Source organism: Bacillus gaemokensis (genome assembly GCF_001590835.1).
GTDB lineage: Bacteria > Bacillota > Bacilli > Bacillales > Bacillaceae_G > Bacillus_A > Bacillus_A gaemokensis.
The window spans coordinates 263,566-286,432 of record NZ_LTAQ01000045.1 but is presented as its reverse complement, the minus strand read 5'-3'; the positions used below and the strand labels follow the sequence as shown (position 1 = coordinate 286,432).

Sequence of the window (22,867 nt, the reverse complement as noted above, 5' to 3'; positions counted from 1 at the left end):
AAAAGCGTATGTGAACGATTATAAGGAGTTAGGAATGATAGCTAATTCCTAGAAATAAAGCGTTCTTTAAATAAGTAAAAGAATCCTATGAAAAGGACTAATAAAATGAGACAATCTTGCCTCGGCTTATTCGTCCCTTTTTCATACATTTCATGTTATATGACGCGACTGAGCGAATGATATGGATATAGTTCGAGAGGAAGAACAATTTAAAATGATAAAGGATGCGAACAGATTGAATAATCACAGCACAACACCGGCATTTATATATACGTATGCATTCCGTGAGGATGAACGATCTTTATGTTACATGGAGATGCGCTCCCTTTTTGGAGTAGAGTCTCATGTTAATATTTTGAAAAGCAACATCAAAATTGATCCGAGCCGAAGTCCGTTTATTAAAGAACGAATCGAAGTAATGCATGAAGGAGATAACCTGGCAGATATTTTAGAACAAGTAGGACAAATTGATTTGGCAGGCGCTACATTCAAAGTCATTTTTGTTAAAATTAACGATCTCGATGATTCGAATAAGATAGAATATGGACAGCGACGTGTAATTGAAAGAGACATCGGCATGGTGATTGAAGGAGAAGCAGACGTACATCATCCAGAGCGTGTATTTGGAATTGTTCCTCTTGGTGGTCGTTGGTATTTTGGCGAGTATATGGAAAGTGAAGCGGTTTGGTATCATCACGTGAAAAAACCGCGCAGCTACTCTACATCACTGAGCACACGCGTTGCGAGAGCTGTTGCGAATATCGCTGTGCCAAACCCAGATGGAGTCAAAGCAATTGACCCGTGCTGCGGTATTGGAACGGTATTAGTAGAAGCACTGTCTATGGGAATTGACATCGTAGGCCGTGATATAAACCCTCTTGTTGTAATTGGATCAAGAGAGAACATTGCGCATTTTGGATTCGAAGGAGACGTAACAGTAGGGCCGATTGCGGATGTCACAACAAACTACGATGTAGCAATTATTGACATGCCGTACAACCTATTTACGCATGCAACACCAGAAGACCAACTCTCCATTCTCAAACATGCGCGCAGCTTCACAAAAAAAGTAGTCGTTGTAACCATCGAAACAATGGACCACATGATCCAAGAAGCTGGATTTGAAATTATAGACCGCTGTGTAGCGAAAAAAGGAACATTTTCTAGGGAAATACTTGTTTGTGAATAAAGGAAAGCGATTGGTGTATGTGCCAATCGCTTTTTTGTTGTTTCCTTGGATTGGGGTGACCTCTTTTTGCGTGGCGAATTTTGTCGGAAGGTCGATATCTCATGTCGAATCGCCGATATATGGCGAGAAGCGGTCGATATATTTTGAAAAGCGCTGATATATTGGAAAGAACGGTTGATATCGTTTTATTAATTGATCGTGATGGATTATTTATCTTTCGTTTTTTCCTGTTGTTCAGCTAATAAATTACGTAAAACATGTGCACGGTAAGACTCTAACTTTCGTCCTTCGAGATAACGAACTCCTAATTTTTTAAGCTCCGCTACATACCATCCTTTTGTTCCGTAGTACATGGGGGTCACTTCCTTTTTTGCTTTTGAACAGTATATGTTTTGAGGATTTAGAACTTTCGTTTTTTGTGGAGAGAATTTATAGATAGCAATGTTTTTTCTTGGCGTACGGCATAACTATTTAGGATTTCCTTTTGAGAATAATAAAGATTTATATAGAGAGCTAATGCGCCAGCGCGGTTGTTTTTCCAAATATAAATGGAGGGTCTTGAAATAAGACCTGCCTTTCATAATATATCGGTATACGTAAAGATAAGATGTAAGGGGGAAGTTGTATGTGCAATTTTATCATTATCGGTGAAGGGGGTGTCGGCCTTTCAACTGGGATGGCCTTAACGAAAAAATTTCCTCATGCCAAAATAGCAGTAATTGAAAAAGAGAGTGCACTTGCTCATCACCAAACTGGACATAATAGCGGTGTAATTCATTCCGGCATTTACTATAAAACAGGTAGCTATAAAGCTAGATTTGCTAAAGAAGGTAATGTAGCCATGGTTCAGTTCTGTAAAGAAAATAGGCATTGCCTATGACATGTGCGGAAAAAGTGATTGTAGCTACAGAAAAAGAAGGACTTCCTCTTTTTCATAATCTGTATGAGAGAGGTCTGCAAAATGGTCTGGATATATCTAAAATCGATCAAGGGGAATTAGCCGAGATCGAGCCTCACGTAAAAAGATTAGGAGCTATTCGCGTTCCGTCTTGCGGCATTGCTGATTATAAAGGGGGCAGTCATACATTTGCGTGCTTCATAGAAAAAAATGGAGGAGAAGTACATTTAGGTACAAAAGCAGAACAAATTTTTGAACACAAAGATTTCGTTACAATCGAAACAAACAAAGGCGTCTTTGAAACGAAATTTCTTATTAACTGCGCTGGATTACATAGTGGTCGAATCGCCAAAAAAGCAGAAATACTAACAGACATGAAAATCGTCCCGTTCCGAAGTGAGTATTATGAACTTGTTCCAGAAAAGCGCCACCTAGTAAAACACTTAATTTACCCTGTTCCAAACCCAGACTTTCCGTTTCTAGGCGTTCACTTTACAAGAATGATAAACGGGGACGTACATGCTGGGCCAAACGCAGTCTTAAGCTTTAAGCGAGAAGGCTATACAAAAAAAGACTTTGACATAAAAGACTTCATAGAAACCATGACATACACCGGCTTTTGGAAAATGGCAATGCCAAACATGAAAAAAGGCATAAAAGAAATGGTCCGCTCTTTCAGTAAACAATCCTTTCTTAAAAGTTTGCAGCGCTTAATCCCAGAGCTCACAGAGAAAGACATCGTTCCAACTCATGCTGGTGTAAGAGCGCAGGCCATTTTATCGAATGGAAACATGGTAGATGACTTTTGTATTATCCCAGGCATTAACTCTATGCATATTTGTAATGCACCGTCTCCAGCGGCAACGGCGAGTTTGAAGATTGGGGAGGAGATTGCAGGGAAGGTGCCGGATGTGATTTTGGACCGAATTTCCTTGTCAAAAGCTACTTTTTGAGGTAGCTTTTTAATTTTTTTTGGTAAATAACAAAATTTGTTGAATTACGGATATATATTGAGAAACAAGCGATATCTTTGAAAAATAACTAATATAGGAGGGGAATACTTAATATTTCTGTATGAAATATGATGTATACGGATATTTTCGAAATATTTATGTGGTGTATTCTCTTCTGTGAAAGCGCTTTATTATTTAACATACAATCCATATCGTTAGACAAGGAATTGATTTTATGAAACAATAGTAACAGGTAAGGAGAGGGTGCTTTTCCTTAAGTGCTTCGTATTGAATTTATTCTATAAGAGAAGGTGTGCTTAATGATTTTAAATTAAATAAGGAGCTGTTTTTATTATATGCAACAAAAAAATAATTTAGATTTTGGACCTCAAGATGTTAATATTGTTAATCCTAAACAAGCGAGGAAAGCTGTTGTTGCCACTGGTATTGGGAATGCAATGGAGTGGTTTGACTTTGGCTTATATGCGTATTTAGCGGTTATTTTAAGTCAATTATTCTTCTCGGGTGTTCACAATAGTGGTCTCCAACTTGTACTTACATTTGGTACATTTGCTGCCGCCTTTCTAGTTCGACCAATTGGAGGTATTTTCTTTGGTAGAATTGGTGATAAATATGGTCGGAAGATTGTTTTAAGTACGACTATTATTTTAATGGCGCTTTCTACATTATTCATCGCACTACTGCCAACTTATGAACAAATTGGTATTTGGGCACCGATACTATTATTAGTTGCTCGAATGATTCAAGGTTTTTCTACAGGAGGCGAATATTCAGGTGCAATGGTTTATATCGCAGAATCTTCTCCAGATAAAAAGCGTGGTATACTCGGTAGTGGTCTTGAAATTGGAACACTCTCAGGTTACATTGCTGCTTCGGTAATCGTTACCATTTTGACGTTATTGTTAACAGATGAACAAATGCTTAGTTGGGGATGGCGTATTCCTTTCTTAATTGCTGCACCAATTGGTTTGGTCGGTTTATATTTACGCCGCCATTTAGATGAATCTCCAATCTTTCAAGAGATGGAAAAAGCACAAGAGGAATCTGAAGACAATGAACAAATTCCATTTATCGATATTTTAAAATATCATAAAAAAGACTTCCTGCTAAGCACAGTAATTGTTGCCTTCTTTAATATTACTAACTATATGATCCTTTCTTTTATTCCTTCTTATCTAACGCAAATATTAAAAATCAAAGAAACAACTGGTTTAATCATCATTTCAATTACGATGGCACTTATGATTCCACTGGCGCTTTATTTTGGTAAATTAAGTGATAAAGTTGGTAATAAACGTGTAGTACAATTTGGTTTACTTGGTTTAACATTATGTTCAATTCCAGCATTTTTATTAATAGGTAATGGACATATTGCAGCCGTTTTTGCGGGTATTCTTGTTTTAGGTTTTTTCCTAAGTGTTTATGAAGGAACACTGCCTTCGTTATTACCGGCTCTCTTTTTCACAGATGTACGTTATCGTGCACTTTCTATATCTTTTAATATTTCTGTATCCATATTCGGTGGTACAACACCACTTGTATGTTCATACTTAGTTCATGCTACTGGTAATGCTCTAGCACCAGCATTTTATTTAACAGGTATAAGCTTAATTGGGTTAGTTGTATTTAGTTTACTATTTGTTACAACATCAGGGCGTGCATTAAAAGGTTCTTATCCTACCGTAGAAACGAAAAAAGAGGCACATCAAATAGCTAAGCAAGACCCTGAAGAAACACTTTGGTGGCATGAAGAATCTTTAGAAATTGAAGAAGTGAAACAATTATAACTCATGGAAAGTAACATGAATTTTCGTAATTTTTAAAATTCTTTGATTGAAGAGGTAAATCATCGCACCTTTCTTAAAAACATCGTGACTCTATTTCAAATTCAAATGAAAAGCATAAAAAACAAAAATCCCCCTTATTACAAATTGAATTGTAATAAGGGGGATTTTTCATGATAAGAAATCGGATTTGATTTCTTTTTCGCTTATATACCAACATAATTTATAACATAAGTGGTGTGCTGTAGTCAACTTTTACTATAAAGCTTGCTTCTCTTCCTCTAAATCGCGTTTTTCCCAACACTCTGTATTCTTTAAGTCAGGGATATCACTTGCATGGAAGACAGGTGTCTTTCCAGCTTTCTTTTGCTTCATATAGTCTTCTAAAGTGGCGTATGCAAACTTACCAAGAAGGGTAATGGCAATTAAATTTGTAAATACCATGAGACCCATAAATAAATCCGCCATATTCCAAACCGTTTGAAGCGTCGCAACGGAGCCGAATAAAACCATCGCAACTACCGCAACACGATAAATCATTAACCATGCTTTACTTTCCTTAATGAATGCAATATTTGTTTCACCATAATAGTAGTTTCCTAGTAATGAACTAAACGCAAATAAGAAAATAATAATGGCTAAGAAACTACTTGCCCATGAGCCAATTTGAGAACTTAATGCGATTTGTGTTAACTCAATTCCTTCTAAATTCGCTTGCTTATATGCTCCAGAGCATAATACGATAAATGCCGTTGATGTACATACTAAAAACGTATCAACGAAAACGCCGAGCGCTTGAACAAGTCCTTGTTTTACAGGATGTGTGACATCCGATGTAGCGGCAGCGTTTGGTGAACTACCCATACCAGCTTCAGTCGCAAATAAACCACGCTGAATTCCAAACTTCATTGCTGCCCCAATGCCACCAGCTATCGCTTGATCTAAACCAAATGCACCTCTAAATATTTCTAGAAAAACATCTGGTAAAATATAAAAGTTTTTAATTACAACAAAAACAGCTACGGCGATATAAACAATAGCCATTGGCGGAACAATCGTTTCTGTAATACGTGCAATACTTTTAATACCACCAAAAATAATAATCGCAACTAATGCAGCCATTACAATTCCTACGATGTACCGTTCCAAACCAAATGCGTTTTCAAATGCTAATGTTACTGTATTTGCTTGTACAGAGTTGAAAATTAATCCGTAAGTAATTGTAATCAGGAGTGAGAACCAAACGCCCATCCAGCGTTTATTTAAGCCCTTTTCCATATAATAAGCAGGACCCCCGCGAAATCCACGTCCGTCTTTAACCTTATAAATTTGTGCAAGTGTACATTCTACAAAACTTGTAGCTGCTCCAATAATAGCGATGAACCACATCCAAAATACTGCACCAGGTCCGCCCATTGAGATGGCTAGCGCTACACCAGCTAGGTTTCCGATTCCAATGCGAGCTGCTGCACTCAAACAAAATGCTTGGAATGGGGATATGCTATCCTTTTTCTTTGTCTTTCGGTTAAACCCACTACTGATTAAGCGCATCATGTCACCAAAATGGCTAATTTGTACAAATTTTAATTTAAAAGAAAAATAAAGCCCGAGGCCGATTAACATTGCAATAAGAATATATGACCATAGAATGTTATTCGTTATCTCAAGGAATCTACTAAAGATATCGATCATGTAATGCACTTCCTTTTCTAGTTATAAGAAAAGTATATGCAAAAAATATCGTAGAATCAAATTCAGTATGAAATAATGCTTCTTAATATTGGTTTATAATGAGATTGAGTAACAATATATTTATTATTCTGATTATTTTATTTTTGTGGAATAATTCAAATGTGAGGGGGAGGGATCTTTATTAATAGAGGGAACTACGAAGTTTGGTGAGGTGAATACGCTAGAAGATGTAAAAAATCCCTTGATAAGCAAGGGATTTTTAGGATGAAGTATCGTTTTAAAATAGATACTTAAGAGCGCCTAGAACCAGATTTGCGGCCGGCTTGCGTATTTTCATCGGCCAGCTCGGCTTCGATGTGAGAGGTTTTCGAAGACTCACCCATACGCCAATAAGTGATAAAGCTTATGGCAATACAACCAGCTACATAGAAGTAGAAAAGCGACTCGTGTCCAATGCTTTTCAGCCATAATGCGATGAACTCCGCCGTCCCGCCGAACACTGCAACGGTGATTGCGTAGGGGAATCCCACACCAAGAGCGCGGATTTCAGTCGGGAAGAGCTCGGCTTTCACGATTGCATTGATAGAAGTATAACCGGTGACAATAATGAGACCTACCATCATAAGCAAGAAAGCAACAATAGGGTATGTCGTTTGCTCCATGATTAGGAACAGTGGCACTGTCAGTAAAGTTCCGAGGATGCCGAAACCAATCAATAGCGGACGTCGTCCAATTCGATCGGATAACATACCAGCAATAGGTTGAAGTACGACGAATACTAATAGGGCGATAAAGTTAATCCAGCTAACGACTTCTTTAGGAAGACCGACAGTATTCACCATGAACTTTTGTAAATACGTTGTGTACGTATAGAAGGCAACGGTTCCACCAAGCGTTAACCCGACTACTGTTAATACTGCTTTAGGATGTTTCAGTAAAGCCCGAATAGTTCCAGCGCTCTCGCGGCTTTTAGAATCCATTTTTGAGAATTGCTCCGATTCATCCATCGTACGGCGCAGCCACAATACAGCTACTGCTCCCATTGCTCCGATGATAAAAGGAATACGCCAACCCCACGATTTCATATCCGGTTCGCTAAGTATTTGCTGGAGGACGATCTGAACACCAAGTGCGACCAGCTGTCCAGCAACAAGTGTTACATACTGAAAGCTCGAGTAGAAACCGCGGCGGCCGCTGCTGGCCATCTCGGATAGGTATGTAGCTGAAGTTCCATACTCTCCACCTAACGACAACCCTTGAAGCAGACGTGCGAGAACGAGAATAATAGGAGCCAGTATACCAATCGTGCTATAACTTGGGGTACAGGCGATAATGAGAGAACCACTGGCCATGATGGTGATAGAAAGCGTCAGTGCGGCACGGCGGCCGTGACGATCGGCATAACGCCCCATCAACAGGCTTCCAAGCGGGCGCATCAAGAAGCCAACGGCAAAAATTGCTGCCGTGTTGAGCAATTGACTGGTCGGATCTCCCTTAGGGAAGAACTCTGCTGAGAAATATACGGCGAAAGCAGAATAGACGTACCAGTCGTACCACTCAATCAGATTTCCAATTGAACCTTTGAAGATGTTTCCTGTGATGCGTCGCGTCTTTGCGCGCTGGGTGGATTGAGACATTATTAAAACCTCCTGTTGAACAATACAGATTCACATTCAGTACAAGCGTTTTTTTACATTTGAAAACCATTGTGTATTGTACACTTCTGTTTAACACTAGCATTGTTCCTCTGCTAATCTATCAACCTCCATCTGATTGAAATGATTTGAAAAACATCATCATGAGCTAAGTATGAAAGCGTATTAAATATAAATAGATTATATTATTTTATCTAACAAATCTCAATATAATGAAAATTAACTCTATTTTACGAGTAAGCAAAGCGTTTGGAATAAATCCTGCAGAGCCTAGTCCTAGAACTTACAAAAAAAGACATTGTCCCAACGCACGCTGGCGTAAGAGCTCAAGCCATTCTATCGAATGGACACATGGTAGACGATTTTTGCATCATCCTCGGAATCAATTCCATGCACATATGCAATGCCCCATCTCCAGTTGTAACAGACAGCTTAAAAATCGGGGAGGAGATTGCGAGGAAGGTGCCGGATATGGTGGTGAATCGGATGAGCGTTTCGGAAGCTACCTTTTGAGGTGGTCTTTTTTTGTTTGGGGGTGTACTGGAGTTGTGGAATTTGTTGGGTGGTTGCTATTTTATATTGAATTGCCAATATATTTGAAGAGTGATATAAAAGGCGAGATATACGACGTAAATAGTGCCACATTTTAAGTTATAATTCAGTTATAACAACTTTTTGTTTTATAATCTTATAAATGGTGGTGTTAGAAATGGATTACAATTTTGAGATTTTATCGCTTTTAGATAACTCAATTGAGTTTGAGAAGTTGCATAGTAAGTTTAATCGTTTTAATCCTTTTAAAATATTAAAGGTAGATAAGTTTGAGATTAGGCATTCTAACATGATTTCTTGGTTACTGGATCCGGAAGGAAATCATCATTTAAGTTCGTTCTTTGTAAATAAGTTGCTTTCTAAAACGTTTGTAAAAACAGAAAATGAAGATTTAATTAGTAAGTATAATTTTATTAAATTACATAAGCAGTCTCTTCAAGATTTGGAAGTTTTTCGTGAAGTGCAGACAACTCATAATAAGAGAATCGATATTTTAGCAATATCAGAATCACAAAAAATTGTTATCCTTATTGAAAATAAATATAAATCTTCAGAATCAGACGGGCAATTACAAGACTATTTAAATTTTGTTCGTGATACATATAAAGGATATACCATCATTCCGATATTTTTAAGTTTAGATGGTAGTGTTCCAAGTCATCCAGACTATTTTATTTTAGATTATGGAGATATATTGAACATATTGAAAGGATACATAGAAATTAGCAGTGAATATACCTATAGTGTGATTAAAGATTTTCTTTCCTATTACATGGATGTATTGGAAGGCGAACTCGTTCGGGATGAGGAAGATATTGAGTTGGCGCTAACTGTATATAAAAAACATAAATATGCAGTTGATTTATTGTGTGTGAATAGTAATGGAAAAGCAACTGGAAAATTTGTTCATAGTGAGCTACTAGATATTGTTAGACGTTTAAGTTTAGAAGAAAAAGAGGCTCTTCGTAAAATTTACACGGCTTATGCAGAAACTCTCAACTTTATACATGAGGCAGGAAATAGTGTAATGAGAGAGTCGTTTTTACAATTTGTTCACCAAAATAAGATTCCGAGTGATTGCTACCGCGAACATATCCGAATCCCTTCTTTCATTTTCCCAGAATGGAAACAGCTTGATGAGGTGTTAGGAGTACCAAATGAAGAGTGGTGGCTAAATAATGCTCTAATTATATGGTTTGAGAGAAAAGCAGACGATCGAATGAAACTTATTATTGAAGTTGGACCATTAGAATATGAAAAGAGATTACAGCTATTATGTAAGTTAGAAGAGAATGGGATTAATATTAAAGCAAGATCTAAGGAAGCTGGTGCAATGTATACAAGAATTTATGCAGCGAATGAAAGGATAAACAATTGGGCAGATAAAGATGAAATTCTTCGTACAATGAATACAATGTACAATAGTAATGGCTTCAATGAAGCGATCGCAGCGGTATCCGAAACGATAAAAGGCATCATATATGAACAAGAGAATGAAGACGATTCTTTCTCTAACAATGCTGAAGCGAAAAGTAATCAGACTGAAAAGGATACTTTAGCGAATGCATTTCAATTATTCGTTAATCAACATAGATTTCAAGGAGACTTTTACAACATTCATCATAGACTTCCATCACTCATTATGCCAGAGTTCCGATTACTTGAAGAACAATTTGGTGTACCAAAATGGAATTGGTGGTTAAACAACTGCGTAATTATGTGGTTTGAGCGTTTGAAAGATAATAGGTTGAAATTCACCATAGAAATTGGGCCACTTGAATCTCATAAAAGAATAGCCTTGCTAACAAGGCTAGAAGATAAAGGGATAAAAATAAGTGAAAGGGCTAAAAAGCCGGAAGCAGCTTATACACGGATTTATACGAGCACATGCAATATTTCCGATTGGTCAAATAAGGAGGAAGTATTGAGTGTGATGAATAAGTTGTTTAGTCATGAAGAATGTCAGGGTGTTATAAAGCTACTAATCGAGATAGCGGGAAGTAAGAAGTTTGGGGAAGTAAGAGAAAAAGAGCTTTACATGTAGTAGTATACGAGCCCTTTCGTTAACTATTGGTGTGATGGTTATGTTACTTTTTCTCATTAGTTTAATTGCTAGTAAGTAGAGGTGAGTGTTGAATTATCACTTAAATAGATTTAAAAGAAATAAGGGCTATTGTATAATTAAATAGTTGTTTCATGTTATTTCCTGAAATCTCAATTATAAACAGTTAATCGTAAATCGTCTTTATTATTGAAAGTATTAGCAATCTTTTTTTGAAGAGGAGAGAAAGAATTAGCTGGTTATAATGATTGGATTAACGGTGTGGATATTTGGAAAAACTAATCCGATTTTATGTATAGATAAGATCGATTTCAAAGCAAGAGTTTTGATTGTTTGTGAATAGTAGATTTGCTTTATAGAAAGGAATTAAATATGGACGGAAAAAGAATTCAACAGTATTGGTCTAATGAAATGCAAGCCATGTTAGAAACCTATAAACAGTTTCAAATTTTAATTCCAGCCATTGATAGACAAGGAGCAGCACATAACGGAGAAGATGGTAGATATGTTGAAAATCTTATTAGAGAATACTTGAAAAAATATTTACCAAGAAACTTGGAAGTCATGACCGGATTTATTTTACGACCTGCCGTGAAAACTGAATTAAAATGCAAAAACAGGAAAAATGAAGTGGATGCACATTCAACTCAACTAGATATTATTGTGTATGATAGTTTTAATTATCCAATTTTTCAGAGGTTCGGTGATAATGTAATTGCTCCACCGGAAGGAGTAGTAGGTATAATTTCTGTTAAGAAAAATCTGTATGATACAGATATTAAACATGAGGTAAAGGCTCTAAAAGAGGCGTCAAAGTTATGTAGATGTGTTGATAATCATGGACATGCAGTTAGGGGACCTTTTTTGGCATTAGTTTCGATGGATTCCTTTGAGAAAAAAGAGAAAAAAACAGAAAACTGGATTTTTGATAAATTAAAAGAAGTATATTCAAATAAAGACGACTGGTTTGATGATTTAATAGGGTATATCGGCTCTTTTAATCAGTGGAGTATATTTAAAAGACGTCCTAAGAAGGGAGATGTAGCCGAATATATTTATTTTAAGCATAAAGAGGGTGAGCAGCATTTGGGATTCCAGTATTTGTTGACGGGACTATTAAGTGTATATTATGATCCAACGAGAAATTATTTAACTAGACCAGGATTTACAGGTTTCCCCTCTAACAGAGACAGTGATGTTGTTTTAGGAAAGATAGATGTTAAGGCACTTAGATAGTCTAGTTTTAGATGAGTAAAATATTCTACATCCAGAGGTAAAGAGCGGTAACAATTTCCCTTCGTGATCACAAGGTGTTTTTGACAGTTTAATTTGTTGATGGAGCATAGGGGCTCGTCCCCCTGATCTCTACGCTGCAAGCATAGAGATCTTATTATTTCTCCTTCTTTCTTTGTTTCTCCCATAACAAACTCCTCAAAACATGCCCTCGATAGCTCTCCAACTTCCGCTCTTCATAATAACGACTACCTAATTTTTTTAATTCCGCTACATACTATCCCTTTGTTCCGTAATACATGGAATCACTTCCTTTTTTGCTTTTAAACAGTATATGTTGTGAAAATTATAAATTTCATTTTTGTGGAAAGAATTTATGAGGTCATATAGATTTTTTAAAAAATTATTACCTTGATATTTATACTCTGAAATTGGAAAAACAAGGGTATAATCAAATTGTGTAGAAAAATATGAAATTTGTAAGAAGGGAGAATGATGATGACACATACTTTAGTAAGGGGACAAAAGACAGATATTACAAAGGCTCATCCGGGAGTGGGTAATTTACTAGTCGGATTAGATTGGAATGCTCCGGTGAATATGGAAGTAGATGCGTCTGCTTTCCTAGTAGGGATGAATGGGAAAATTACAAAAGAAGAAGACTTTGTATTCTATGGACAACCATATTCTAGCTGCCAATCAATCAAATTAAATGAAGATGCTTCAGGTGGGAATAAACAAGAGTTTTTGCTAGATCTTACTCGTATGAAAAATGAAGTCCAAAAAATTGTGTTTTCAATTACAATTCATCACGCAGAGGAAAAGAAACATTTCTTCCGAGATGTTACTCACTTTCAATTGGGAATTAAAAATGAACAAACGAAAGTAGAAATCGCAAATTTTCCTATTATCTCCTCCTTCACAGATGAAAGTGCCATTATTGTAGGAGAATTGTATCGACATGCAGGAGAATGGAAATTCAATCCGATTGGATCGGGATACTTTGGCGGATTAGCAGCGCTATGTGAAAATTTCGGGATAGAGGTTACTGATGATGAAGAGCAAGTACCTCCTCCTATAGAGAAAAAAACAATTCCTACTCCAACACCGATACAAGCACCTATGAAGGTTGAATTAAAGAAAAAACAATCTATTAATATACAAAAATCTAAGATGGTGACAGCGACTCTTGAATGGGAAACAAATAAGGATCTCGATCTATATTGTTTCTATGTGACAAAGGCTGGAGAAATAGGGAAGATTTATTATAGAAATTTAGGTTCATCTAATGCGTCGCCGTATATTGTAATTGATGGAGATGCACAAGAGCCAGGTAAAGAAACGATTCGTATTTATCGACCAGAAGCGCTAAAGTATGTTTTATTTGCTGCATATAGTGCCGTCGAAAACGGAATAGGTAGCTTCTATTCTATGAGGGCAAAAGCGGTTGTAGATAACCACATGGGAAATGTCATAACAGCTCCTTTATTGGAAATAAACGACAATGCTTACTGGGTATGTATTGCCCATATTGACTTTACAAATCAAAACGAAATGAAAATCTCTCACGTGGAAAGTTATTCTCAAGATCATTCTGAGGCTTCACCACTGTTATATGAGGATGGGGGATTTCTTATGGATGTTGGGCCGGTTGAGTTTAAGAGTGAAGAGGGGTATGAGAAGTACTATAAAGGATAAAGTGCAAGAAGAAAAAATCATACAGTAAGCGTATGATTTTTTCTTTTGTGATAGTTTGAATTTATAAAATGATGAGGAGAAACCTATAAATGATTTTTAAACATTAAGGGATGGCATTAAGAATGCTACCCCTTAATGTATTCTACTGAGAACTTTAGCTGAGCTTGACTATGTTATTTATTAGCTTATCTTGCAGACCAGTTTCATTTTCATATACATAAGTGTTTAAAGCAAACTCGACATCTATTTCAAAAGCGAATATCTTTCCAAAACCTGTATGTTTATCTTCTAATCCTTTTACAGCGGAGAAACCGAAATGTCTAATTGTTTCTGCACAGGTGGAAGGAAATAAAAATATGTTATGGATATCTTGGAAGGTATTACTATTTTCTGCAAATCCATTATTTTTAAATGATTGAGCATAAAATAATTGTTTAACAATATCTTTCCATCCTGGTAATTTACCTAAGCCCTCTTTAATTCTGTAGTATTTTGCGTCTAATACATATAGTTCATGATTTTTTTTGAAAAGTATATCAGGTATTTGTTTTGTTTCATATTCCCTATTATCTACTATCCAGTATGGATTAGGTACAAGCCTATGAAGCGACGCATCATCTTCGAATATTTGAGCACACATTAGTTCCCAAATGTTATGGAAATATGGTGTGGCATATATTGAAAGTGCACTTGAATCTTCTTGGCTGATTTTTTTTAAGTAGCTGATTAATTCTTGAAAAAGCTGAATTTCTCTTTCTACAAAAGTTTGACTAAGTGCATTTGTCAATATGTGAATCATATGTTCTATGTTAAATAACTCTTCCATGTTATTTGGATAGAATTTAAAATCAAATAACCATCCGAATTGTAAGGAAATCTGATGAAGCACATATTCATGAATATAAGAAATTTCATGTTCAGAAAAAATTTGAGTTCTGCTAGTTATCAAATCTAAGTATAGGGGAAAGTCTCCTTGTATGTAAGGTTGAGTCTGTTTCATTGTCTTTCCCCAATTTATGCGCCCTTTGCCGTTAATTTCTTGTTTTTTCTTTTGAAATTTAATAATTCCGAAGTTTTGGTAATCTTCGACAAGCCGAGCTATGCTAGAGAAAGCTTCTGCTATCACATCATTACCGTCACCAAGAAGGTGATTTTCAAGTGTGGATTTTTCATATTTAATTAAAGTCTTTAATAATAATTTAGCTTTTTGCTTATTAACATTAATATCTTTAGATAGTTGAAAACCTTTAGGGAATACTATAAAGAGGTTGTCTTTATCAGTGCCAAAACCAACAAATTTAAACCTTATTTGATTTTTAAGTTTTTCGCATAGGCCTAGCTCATAGAATTTTTTGGGGATTTGTGTACATAGGTTACTCCATTCATATTCTACAAAAAATTTAGGCTCACTCATCTGCATCAGTCGTCGGTTCTGTAGTTAGGTTAAAGATTTCTTTTTTGAAAACATTTTCGTTATTTATGAAACCTGTCAGTAGCTGAGAAAATATAAGGTATTGGTCCTGTCTAAATATTTTATCTCTTTGGTGCCTCAGTACATCATCCCAAAGATACATTAGCAATTTTGATGCAAATACTTCTCTATCTTCAATTTCTTCTTTTTTCATAAAATAGGGGCCAATATGTTTATCTTCATTTACTTTTAATTTAGCCAGTTGTAGGTTTATTGGTTCAATAAACTGTTTCCAAGTAAATGTTTTTCCTGCATAGCTAAGTTCTGTTGTGCAAATATCATCATTTTCATCAAATATAATAGGAATATATTTGAATTTCCATCTGCGTTTGAAAGCGGAGTCCATTAAAAAGACCCCTTGGTCTGCACTATTCATAGTAGCAACGATATTTAAGTTATTAGGAATCTTGATGTTTTTTAGGTCTAAATTGGTATCTTCATTCAAATATGTAAGTAAGTCATCATTTTCAATACTGTATTCACTGATTCCCTCGCCATTTCTGTCTAACAATTGGAATAGGTCTCCAAATACTGCAGCAGTGTTAGCTCTGTTAATTTCCTCAATGATTAAAGTTTTTGAGCCATTACCTAAATCTTGATATGCTTCTTTTAAAATTTTTGCAAAAGGACCAGGTGAGAACTTATAAGTTACTTTATCATTCTCATTTTTGGGTTTTAGACATCCTACAAAATCCTGATAAGTGTATTCTGGATGAAATGTGACACGTGGACAACCCTCTCCATACTTTGTTTTTAAGTAGTGGCTTTTTCCAGTCCCTGGAGCACCGTATACAATTAAATTAATCGCTTTACCGTAGGATTTTGTTTCGCTGTCCTCTATAACTATCATAGAGGATTCGACGAGGCTAGAACGGTTTCTCGTTGCCCTAAAAGCAGAGTATTCAATAAAAATCTTATCAAATATTGATATTAAACTAGAGGAGTCTGAATCTTTGATGAGTAAAGTGTCATAACTAAAGCTTTCTTTATGTTTAAGGAATACCAAAGTATCACCTTCAGCTAATAAATGTCTGAAATTTGTAAATTCTTCAGAATCAGTACTCATTGATCCTAACTCGGATTGATTGCCTCCACGACTTAGATAGTGAGTAGTAAAGCAATGAGAATCTTTATGTTCTTTCCCGTCAATATATTCTAAATTCTCTTTAAACAATCGGATGTTAATTTTAACGCCATATCTTCTTTTAAATGCTTCTGTTGGATATTCATTTTGAACAATCATTTGTACATAATTATCAAGATAAGGGAAAAAATTGATTTCTTTTTCGTTACTTAGAGCAATGTGTTTTTGTTTTCCGCTATTTCCTGTTAAAGTATTGCTTTTGGCTAATTTCTTTATGAAAATTCCTTCGTATATATCCTCTGATAATTTGATTCTATGAGATAAGGCTGGAATCGTTTGTTGTATGAATCCTTCTAAATGTTGTAGTCCTTCGTTAAATGTAATACTCATGTTTTCCTCCAATTGTATCGGAATTTGTAAAGTCACTATAAATAAAATATCATAATAGGCTGCATTTTTTGTGATATTTCTACAATTTTTTTATGTTTTTATAAATTTACACCCTGATGTAAATGTGTTAATATAAGAACGTATTTTCGATTTTTAGGGGAGTAATCAATTTGAGTGATAAATCTGTAGGAAGACCGAAAGGGAAAAAGAAAACTGCAAAGATAGAAGTAACGATTGAACCTCAATTAAAAGAAGAATTTATGAATATGCTTCATAACAATAATGAGTATGCATCGATTGTAATTAGGGATTGGATAATTGATTATATTCATAGGAGAGGTGAAATCGAATGAATGTGGTGTCTTTATTTAGTGGTTGTGGAGGATTAGATTTAGGCTTTATACAAGCGGGATTTAATGTAATTTGGGCTAATGATTTTGATAAATTTGCTGTTCAATCATATGAACATAACATTGGAAGACATATTGTTCATGGGGATTTAAATGACATAGAGGTAACAGAGATACCTAGTCATGATCTGCTAATAGGTGGGTTTCCTTGCCAACCATTTAGCATGATGGGACAACAACAAGGATTTAATGATACAAGGGGAACTTTGTTTTTTAATATTGAACAAATTATTTTACATCACAGACCGAAAATTGTTGTTTTAGAAAACGTTAGAACTTTAACGACACATGATAATGGCAGAACTTATGCGGTAATAACAGAAAGGTTACAAGAAGCTGGCTATAATATTCATGCTCAAGTATTAAATAGTGCTGATTATGGGGTTCCTCAAACGCGTAATCGTATTTTTATTGTCTGTTTTAGAGAAGATTTAAATGTACAATTTGAATTTCCTCAACCAATTCCTCTAGTTAAAACATTACAAGATGTTCTAGAACAAAATGTACCAAGTAAATATTATTTATCTCATAAGATATTGCCAACTATACTTGCAGAAGGAACAAAGACTTATAAAGCAAAAGCTGAAATTGATTTAAGTGTTGCTCGTCCTTTATGTGCAACTATGGCAAAAATGCATAGAGCTAGTCAAGATAATTATGTGACACAGCCTAGTCAACTAGCAGAAGAGGCTGGGAAAACGAAAATTAGACGGCTTACTCCGAGGGAATGTGCTCGCTTACAAGGTTTCCCAGAAAATCCAAGCTATGAAATAGTGGTTTCTGATAGTCAAGCTTATAAACAGTTTGGAAATGCTGTAACTGTTAATGTAGGATATCACCTCGCAATGCAAATATTGAACACAATTAATGGACAAGTAGGTGATATTAATGAATTACAAGTTCATGGAAATTACCAATAATAAATTAAAAAAAGCGTTTATTACTGAATTAAAAGAATTGATCGGTGTTTTGGAAAAAACAAAATCCAATCCAAGTAACTTGAGGGAAGCAGAAGTTATTAATATCCTGTTGGAATTAGGAATAATTGAAAATAGAAGTGAATTTAATCCATTGTTGGTTTTTGTTGAAGATAGTTTGAATGTTAGTTCTAATGAATTCTTTTCATTGATAAGCAAAATTAACCATAATAAAGATCAGCAATGCTCAGTATATAAGTATTGTGAATATTGTAGATCAAATTTGATGAAAGAGGAAGAAATAGCTGAAAAACCTATACTAGTTGATTTATTTTGTGGTGCAGGAGGAATGTCTTTAGGGTTTAAGCAGGTGGGGTTTAAAATTGCGTTTGCAAATGACATTGAACCAGCTTGCATAGAGACATATTCCTTTAATCATCCAGAAATTCCAAACGAGTTTATTTATGAGGATGATATCAATAATATTATTGATGAGATACAATGTAAATTGAGATTTAAGGAAGTAGATGTAGTAATAGGTGGACCACCTTGTCAAGGGTTTAGTACTGCCAACCGCCAAAGACTAATTGATGATCCGCGTAATAAATTATATAAAAGCTTTGTAAAAGTTGTAGGGAATATACAACCAAAATTTTTCGTAATGGAAAATGTAACTGGAATGCTTTCAGTAGCAGCACAAGTTGTAGAAGATTTTGCTTCTATTGGTTATGATGTGCATTATAAAATACTAAATTCTGCTGACTTTGGAGTTCCTCAAAATAGAAAAAGGTTGATTTTTATTGGGAATAGGTTAGGAGTTCATAATGCTTCTATTTTTGATGAAATTAACATTGAAAATAATTTCTCATCAAAAAGATTTGTTCTTGAAGATGCGATAAGTGATCTTCCTAAACTAGAAGCTTTGCGAATTAAAAATGCAACGGATTTAGATACAGAGGAAAGTGGTATGAAAGTTGCTGTACATCCTAATTATCAAAAAAATGAATACTTATCTTTGATTAATGAGAAAGACAGCAATATAATTTTTAATCATAAAGCCCGTTATAATAATGATAGGGATATTGAAATTTTTGGACGTATGCATCAAGGAGATAAATCTGATGATCCTAAAATAGCTGATATTATGCCTTATAAAAATAGGAATCATATTTTTAAAGATAAGTATTTTAAATTGGTGTATAAAGAATTGTGTAAAACGATTACAGCACATATGAAATTTGATTGCAATATGTATATTCATCCGACGCAAGCTAGGGGATTAACACCTAGGGAAGCTGCTAGAGTTCAATCTTTTCCGGATGATTATTTTTTTAAGGGCTCTTTTACAAAAACTTATATGCAGATTGGTAATTCAGTTCCACCACTTATGAGTAGAGGAATTGCCAATGCTTTATTAAAATATATACATGAAAATTAATATAAATTTTATAAGTATAATATGAAAAAGCAGCAATTTAATTTGCTGCTTTTTTGTACACCCAAACAAAGTGTTTCCCTACATAAAAATTCTAATATTACTACTGAAAAGATGAGGACGAGATTTCTTGGTGTTACAATTAATAAAATTAGTCCCTGTTATTCGTTTAATTCTAGAATTTTTTATTATCGACCATTGATTTGACACAATTCTTGTACTAATAGTCCTAACTGGGATCAAACAAGCGCCCTCTAATTTGTCGAGTCTGTATACTGTCAATTTTTAATTAGTTTAATTTAGGATAGATGTTGATAGATCGATGGTTTCACATGTTTAATTTTATAGTCATTTTTATAGACATAAGGAAAATTTTACTATACAATTTCTGCAGACCCAATCTGGAAAATGGATAGGTTACACTGAACTAGACAAAAAATTAAGGTCAAGTAGACTACAACCAATATACTTGAGGAGAATCTACTATGACGAAAAAGAAAAGAGAACGAAGAACCTTTACAGCGGAATTAAAGCACCAAATGGTTCAACTGTATCAAAATGGTAAACCAAGGAAAGACATCATCATTGGATCGGTGGATCAATCAAAATCATACGTCTGGCTCGTTAAAGAGAAAGATAATAAGACCGCTGAACAGCTAGAATTGGAAGCGTTGAGAAAACAAAACAAACAGCTTCTTATGGAAATTGATATTTTAAAGCAAGCGGCGCTGATACTAGGACGAAAGTAAAAGTAGTGAAGAATAACCTACATAAATACTCGATATCAGCAATGTGCAATGTCCTACAATTATCAAGAGCAACGTATTATTATGAGGAAAAACAAGCACAAGATACAGTAGATGAATTGTCACCACTCGTAAAAGAAATCTTCCGCGAGAGCCGTCAGAACTATGGAACACGAAAGATAAAAGTGGAATTAAAGAAGTTAGGATATGTGATTTCACGTCGCCTTATTGGACGAATCATGCAGAACCAAGGTTTAGTATCTAACTATACGATTGCACAATTTAAGCCGAAGAGAGTTAGCTGTAATGAAGAAAAAATTTCAAACGAACTCGATCGTCAGTTCAACCAGAAAGAAGAACTGGCTGTAGTCGTAAGTGATTTAACATACGTCCGTGTGAACAAAAAGTGGAATTACGTATGTTTATTAGTTGATCTCTTTAATCGAGAAATCATAGGACATAGTGCAGGCCAAAAGAAAGATGCCGAGCTTGTTTCGCAACGGTGAAAACAAATTTGAATCAGATTACCTTATTTCATACAGACCGAGGAAATGAATTCAAAAACAAGCTGATTCATGACACGTTAGAGACCTTCCAAATCAAGCGTTCATTAAGTGCAAAAGGCTGTCCATACGATAATGCAGTAGCGGAAGCAACTTACAAAATATTTAAAACAGAATTCGTTCGCGGTCGTCATTTCGCAAGTTTAGAAGAATTGACCTTAGAATTGAACGACTACGTAAACTGGTTTAACAATATTAGAATCCATGGAACACTAGGCTATTTGAGCCCTGTTCAGTACAGGCAGGAACACCTTAAAAAAATTGTCTAGTTTCGTGTTGACATACCAAAATGACTATTAGAGGTGAAATAATGTTAAAAAATATCTTAGACGAAGTTAATACGATTTATAGAGACGAAGGTTTCTCGTTAGATTTAAAAGTAAGTGATTACGATGCTATTGTAGTAAAAAAAATAGCGAAAACTGAAGTATTAAGAAGAAACTCACATGATGATCATACAGGGGTATTAAATAATTCATTGTGTTCAAGAGTTGATCCTACTTTAACAAACGGTAATGGGGTTACGCATTTCTTTTTACCTAAATCAACATTTGGAATTTTACCACCTTTACTAAGTAATATTGAAAATATGAATTATGCTTTAACTATTCCTGTTACAATACCTTTCATAACTATCCATCTAATGTTAAAAAATATTCCGACTGGATATTATGATACATCAAAAGTTGATGTCTTAAAAAATGAATACTCATTAGGTGGATCAATGGTATTACAGTTATCTGCAAAAGAAACATCAGGATCTCGTTTAATGTTTGCTAGTAAAGAATTTATTCATGACCTTAGTCAAAGACAATTTTTTATGGAATTAAAATCCACACAATTTGAAAATGATTATATGATTTTACTGAAATACAAATCATCATTTAGATACTTATTATTATTTATACCTCAACCTTTGGGTGATGCTAAAAATCTAGGTAGGGGATTATATAATATTTCATCTAATACACCTGTTCCTTCTACATATTTTCAAAGCACAGGAGCAAAGAATCTAATAGTTTTAGGTTCCCCAGGAACTGGTAAAAGTAATTGGATAAAGGAAAATTTTGAAGGTTCAACAGAATCAAAACGTGTAACATTCCATCCAGAATATACTTACAATGAATTTATTGGTAGTTTAAGACCTGTAAATGATCCTACAGATGGAGTTAAATATACGTTTACACCCGGACCTTTTACAAAAATTCTTCAGTTAGCGTATTCAAATCCTTCTAAAATATACACGTTAATAATTGAAGAAATAAACCGTGCAAATACAGCAGCTGTATTTGGTGATGTATTTCAAATATTAGACAGGAATATAGAAGGCTTTAGCGATTATGGAATCGAAAATGAAGAAATACTTAATTATATTAATGAAAGTCTATTACACATTCAATTAGAAGAGATAAAGCTACCGCCTAACCTAAATTTAATTGCAACAATGAACAGTGCAGATCAAGGAGTATTCCAGATGGATACAGCTTTTAAAAGGAGATGGAATATTCAATACGTACCAATTGAATTTGATGAATGGCATGATTCTATATATTTTAAATATAATAATAAGTTTATTTCTGCTAAAAACTTTATTACAACTTTAAATACATATTTATCTGAAAATCAGTATTTACAAGTCAATGAAGATAGACTGATTGGTCCGTACTTTCTAAGAAGGGAAGAAGCAGAGAGATGGTTTGACAAAGAAGAACAATATGATTATTACAAAAAGTTATTTATATATCTATGGGATGATATTGCGAGAATAGACAGAAATTCTTTATTTAAAAAAGATTATCGACAGTTCTCTCTATTATGTAAAGCTTTTGAAGATGGAGAAGCAATATTTGTAGAGGCCTTACACGAAACATTAACTACACAATTAGTTGACGATCTAAATAGGAATAATAACGGTACTGAAGTTGATACAGAAACTGAGCCTGAACAGGATACGAATAGTGAAGCAGATCTAAATAGTACAGATGAAGATAATGGGGAGTTACAACAAGTACAAGCAGCAAATGATGAAGATGATACACATACTGATACAAGTGTAAATCAAAATAATTCTGAACAAGATAATCAATCAAGTCCACCGGATAATTTGTAAGGAA

The 22,867-nt window shown here is 34.8% G+C and carries 13 protein-coding genes and 5 pseudogenes; 12 read left to right on the top strand and 6 right to left on the bottom strand.

Annotated features, from left to right (window positions below; genetic code table 11):
• The first annotated feature begins 235 nt into the window (after window positions 1–235).
• Window positions 236–1,189, top strand: a complete 954-nt coding sequence (locus AZF08_RS22785) for a TRM11 family SAM-dependent methyltransferase (RefSeq protein ID WP_033676736.1) — start codon at window positions 236–238, stop codon at window positions 1,187–1,189.
• Window positions 1,190–1,395: 206 nt separating this feature from the next.
• On the opposite strand, the pseudogene AZF08_RS22780 reads toward AZF08_RS22785, so the two are convergent.
• Window positions 1,396–1,589 (bottom strand): annotated as a pseudogene (locus tag AZF08_RS22780) (YflJ family protein).
• A gap of 225 nt (window positions 1,590–1,814) precedes the next feature.
• Between AZF08_RS22780 and lhgO the strand changes: the two are divergent.
• Together lhgO and AZF08_RS22770 are read left to right on the top strand one after the other, a co-directional pair.
• Window positions 1,815–3,040, top strand: a pseudogene (lhgO, locus tag AZF08_RS22775) (L-2-hydroxyglutarate oxidase).
• A 356-nt stretch (window positions 3,041–3,396) separates the two neighbouring features.
• Window positions 3,397–4,848: an MFS transporter gene (locus AZF08_RS22770; protein WP_033676664.1), complete on the top strand. Its 1,452-nt coding sequence runs from the start codon at window positions 3,397–3,399 to the stop codon at window positions 4,846–4,848.
• A gap of 255 nt (window positions 4,849–5,103) precedes the next feature.
• Here the strand turns inward: AZF08_RS22770 and AZF08_RS22765 are convergent, their stop codons facing one another.
• Both AZF08_RS22765 and AZF08_RS22760 read right to left on the bottom strand, forming a co-directional pair.
• A complete protein-coding gene (locus tag AZF08_RS22765; protein WP_033676666.1) occupies window positions 5,104–6,537 on the bottom strand; it encodes an alanine/glycine:cation symporter family protein in 1,434 nt (477 codons plus the stop codon).
• A 290-nt stretch (window positions 6,538–6,827) separates the two neighbouring features.
• Window positions 6,828–8,174 carry an MFS transporter gene (locus AZF08_RS22760; RefSeq protein ID WP_033676668.1) on the bottom strand — a complete coding sequence of 449 codons (1,347 nt, stop codon included), beginning with the start codon at window positions 8,172–8,174 and terminating at the stop codon, window positions 6,828–6,830.
• A 279-nt stretch (window positions 8,175–8,453) separates the two neighbouring features.
• On the opposite strand from AZF08_RS22760, the pseudogene AZF08_RS30200 reads away from it, so the two are divergent.
• The 3 genes and pseudogenes from AZF08_RS30200 to AZF08_RS22745 form a co-directional block, all read left to right on the top strand.
• Window positions 8,454–8,705 (top strand): annotated as a pseudogene (locus tag AZF08_RS30200) (L-2-hydroxyglutarate oxidase); the annotation flags it as partial.
• A gap of 196 nt (window positions 8,706–8,901) precedes the next feature.
• On the top strand, window positions 8,902–10,788 hold the full coding sequence (locus AZF08_RS22750; RefSeq protein WP_033676672.1) for a PDDEXK-like family protein: 1,887 nt from the start codon (window positions 8,902–8,904) through the stop codon (window positions 10,786–10,788).
• Between the two features lie 390 nt (window positions 10,789–11,178).
• A complete protein-coding gene (locus tag AZF08_RS22745) occupies window positions 11,179–12,042 on the top strand; it encodes a DUF6602 domain-containing protein (protein WP_033676673.1) in 864 nt (287 codons plus the stop codon).
• A gap of 154 nt (window positions 12,043–12,196) precedes the next feature.
• Here the strand turns inward: AZF08_RS22745 and AZF08_RS29210 are convergent.
• Window positions 12,197–12,340 (bottom strand): annotated as a pseudogene (locus AZF08_RS29210) (DUF2639 domain-containing protein).
• Window positions 12,341–12,537: 197 nt separating this feature from the next.
• Here AZF08_RS29210 and AZF08_RS22740 point away from each other — a divergent pair.
• Entirely contained in the window at window positions 12,538–13,737 is a 1,200-nt protein-coding gene (locus AZF08_RS22740; RefSeq protein ID WP_033676675.1) for a TerD family protein, read from the top strand.
• A 154-nt stretch (window positions 13,738–13,891) separates the two neighbouring features.
• Here AZF08_RS22740 and AZF08_RS22735 read toward each other — a convergent pair whose 3' ends face one another.
• Both AZF08_RS22735 and AZF08_RS22730 read right to left on the bottom strand, forming a co-directional pair.
• Window positions 13,892–15,151 carry an LlaJI family restriction endonuclease gene (locus AZF08_RS22735; RefSeq protein ID WP_161486804.1) on the bottom strand — a complete coding sequence of 420 codons (1,260 nt, stop codon included), beginning with the start codon at window positions 15,149–15,151 and terminating at the stop codon, window positions 13,892–13,894.
• Window positions 15,144–16,682: an AAA family ATPase gene (locus tag AZF08_RS22730; RefSeq protein ID WP_051725862.1), complete on the bottom strand. Its 1,539-nt coding sequence runs from the start codon at window positions 16,680–16,682 to the stop codon at window positions 15,144–15,146. The genes AZF08_RS22735 and AZF08_RS22730 overlap by 8 nt, the downstream gene beginning before the upstream one ends.
• Before the next feature lie 170 nt (window positions 16,683–16,852).
• Between AZF08_RS22730 and AZF08_RS22725 the strand changes: the two genes are divergently transcribed.
• From AZF08_RS22725 to AZF08_RS22700, 5 genes and pseudogenes are all read left to right on the top strand, one after another.
• A complete protein-coding gene (locus AZF08_RS22725) occupies window positions 16,853–17,035 on the top strand; it encodes a hypothetical protein (protein WP_051725864.1) in 183 nt (60 codons plus the stop codon).
• The gene (locus AZF08_RS22720) at window positions 17,032–18,012 is read left to right on the top strand and encodes a DNA cytosine methyltransferase (RefSeq protein WP_033676680.1); all 981 of its coding nucleotides are present in this window, start codon (window positions 17,032–17,034) and stop codon (window positions 18,010–18,012) included. The genes AZF08_RS22725 and AZF08_RS22720 overlap by 4 nt, the downstream gene beginning before the upstream one ends.
• On the top strand, window positions 17,981–19,447 hold the full coding sequence (locus AZF08_RS22715) for a DNA cytosine methyltransferase (RefSeq protein WP_200875233.1): 1,467 nt from the start codon (window positions 17,981–17,983) through the stop codon (window positions 19,445–19,447). Before AZF08_RS22720 ends, AZF08_RS22715 begins: the two co-directional genes overlap by 32 nt.
• A 482-nt stretch (window positions 19,448–19,929) precedes the next feature.
• Window positions 19,930–21,022, top strand: a pseudogene (locus tag AZF08_RS22705) (IS3 family transposase).
• A gap of 41 nt (window positions 21,023–21,063) precedes the next feature.
• Window positions 21,064–22,863, top strand: a complete 1,800-nt coding sequence (locus AZF08_RS22700; RefSeq protein WP_051725865.1) for an McrB family protein — start codon at window positions 21,064–21,066, stop codon at window positions 22,861–22,863.
• Window positions 22,864–22,867 lie beyond the last annotated feature (4 nt).

Coding starts and splice junctions, on each gene's coding strand:
- AZF08_RS22770 (WP_033676664.1), top strand. CDS start 3,397: ATGCAACAAAAAAATAATTTAGATTTTGGACCTCAAGATGTTAATATT.
- AZF08_RS22765 (WP_033676666.1), bottom strand. CDS start 6,537: ATGATCGATATCTTTAGTAGATTCCTTGAGATAACGAATAACATTCTA.
- AZF08_RS22760 (WP_033676668.1), bottom strand. CDS start 8,174: ATGTCTCAATCCACCCAGCGCGCAAAGACGCGACGCATCACAGGAAAC.
- AZF08_RS22750 (WP_033676672.1), top strand. CDS start 8,902: ATGGATTACAATTTTGAGATTTTATCGCTTTTAGATAACTCAATTGAG.
- AZF08_RS22745 (WP_033676673.1), top strand. CDS start 11,179: ATGGACGGAAAAAGAATTCAACAGTATTGGTCTAATGAAATGCAAGCC.
- AZF08_RS22740 (WP_033676675.1), top strand. CDS start 12,538: ATGACACATACTTTAGTAAGGGGACAAAAGACAGATATTACAAAGGCT.
- AZF08_RS22735 (WP_161486804.1), bottom strand. CDS start 15,151: ATGAGTGAGCCTAAATTTTTTGTAGAATATGAATGGAGTAACCTATGT.
- AZF08_RS22730 (WP_051725862.1), bottom strand. CDS start 16,682: ATGAGTATTACATTTAACGAAGGACTACAACATTTAGAAGGATTCATA.
- AZF08_RS22720 (WP_033676680.1), top strand. CDS start 17,032: ATGAATGTGGTGTCTTTATTTAGTGGTTGTGGAGGATTAGATTTAGGC.
- AZF08_RS22715 (WP_200875233.1), top strand. CDS start 17,981: ATGAATTACAAGTTCATGGAAATTACCAATAATAAATTAAAAAAAGCG.
- AZF08_RS22700 (WP_051725865.1), top strand. CDS start 21,064: ATGTTAAAAAATATCTTAGACGAAGTTAATACGATTTATAGAGACGAA.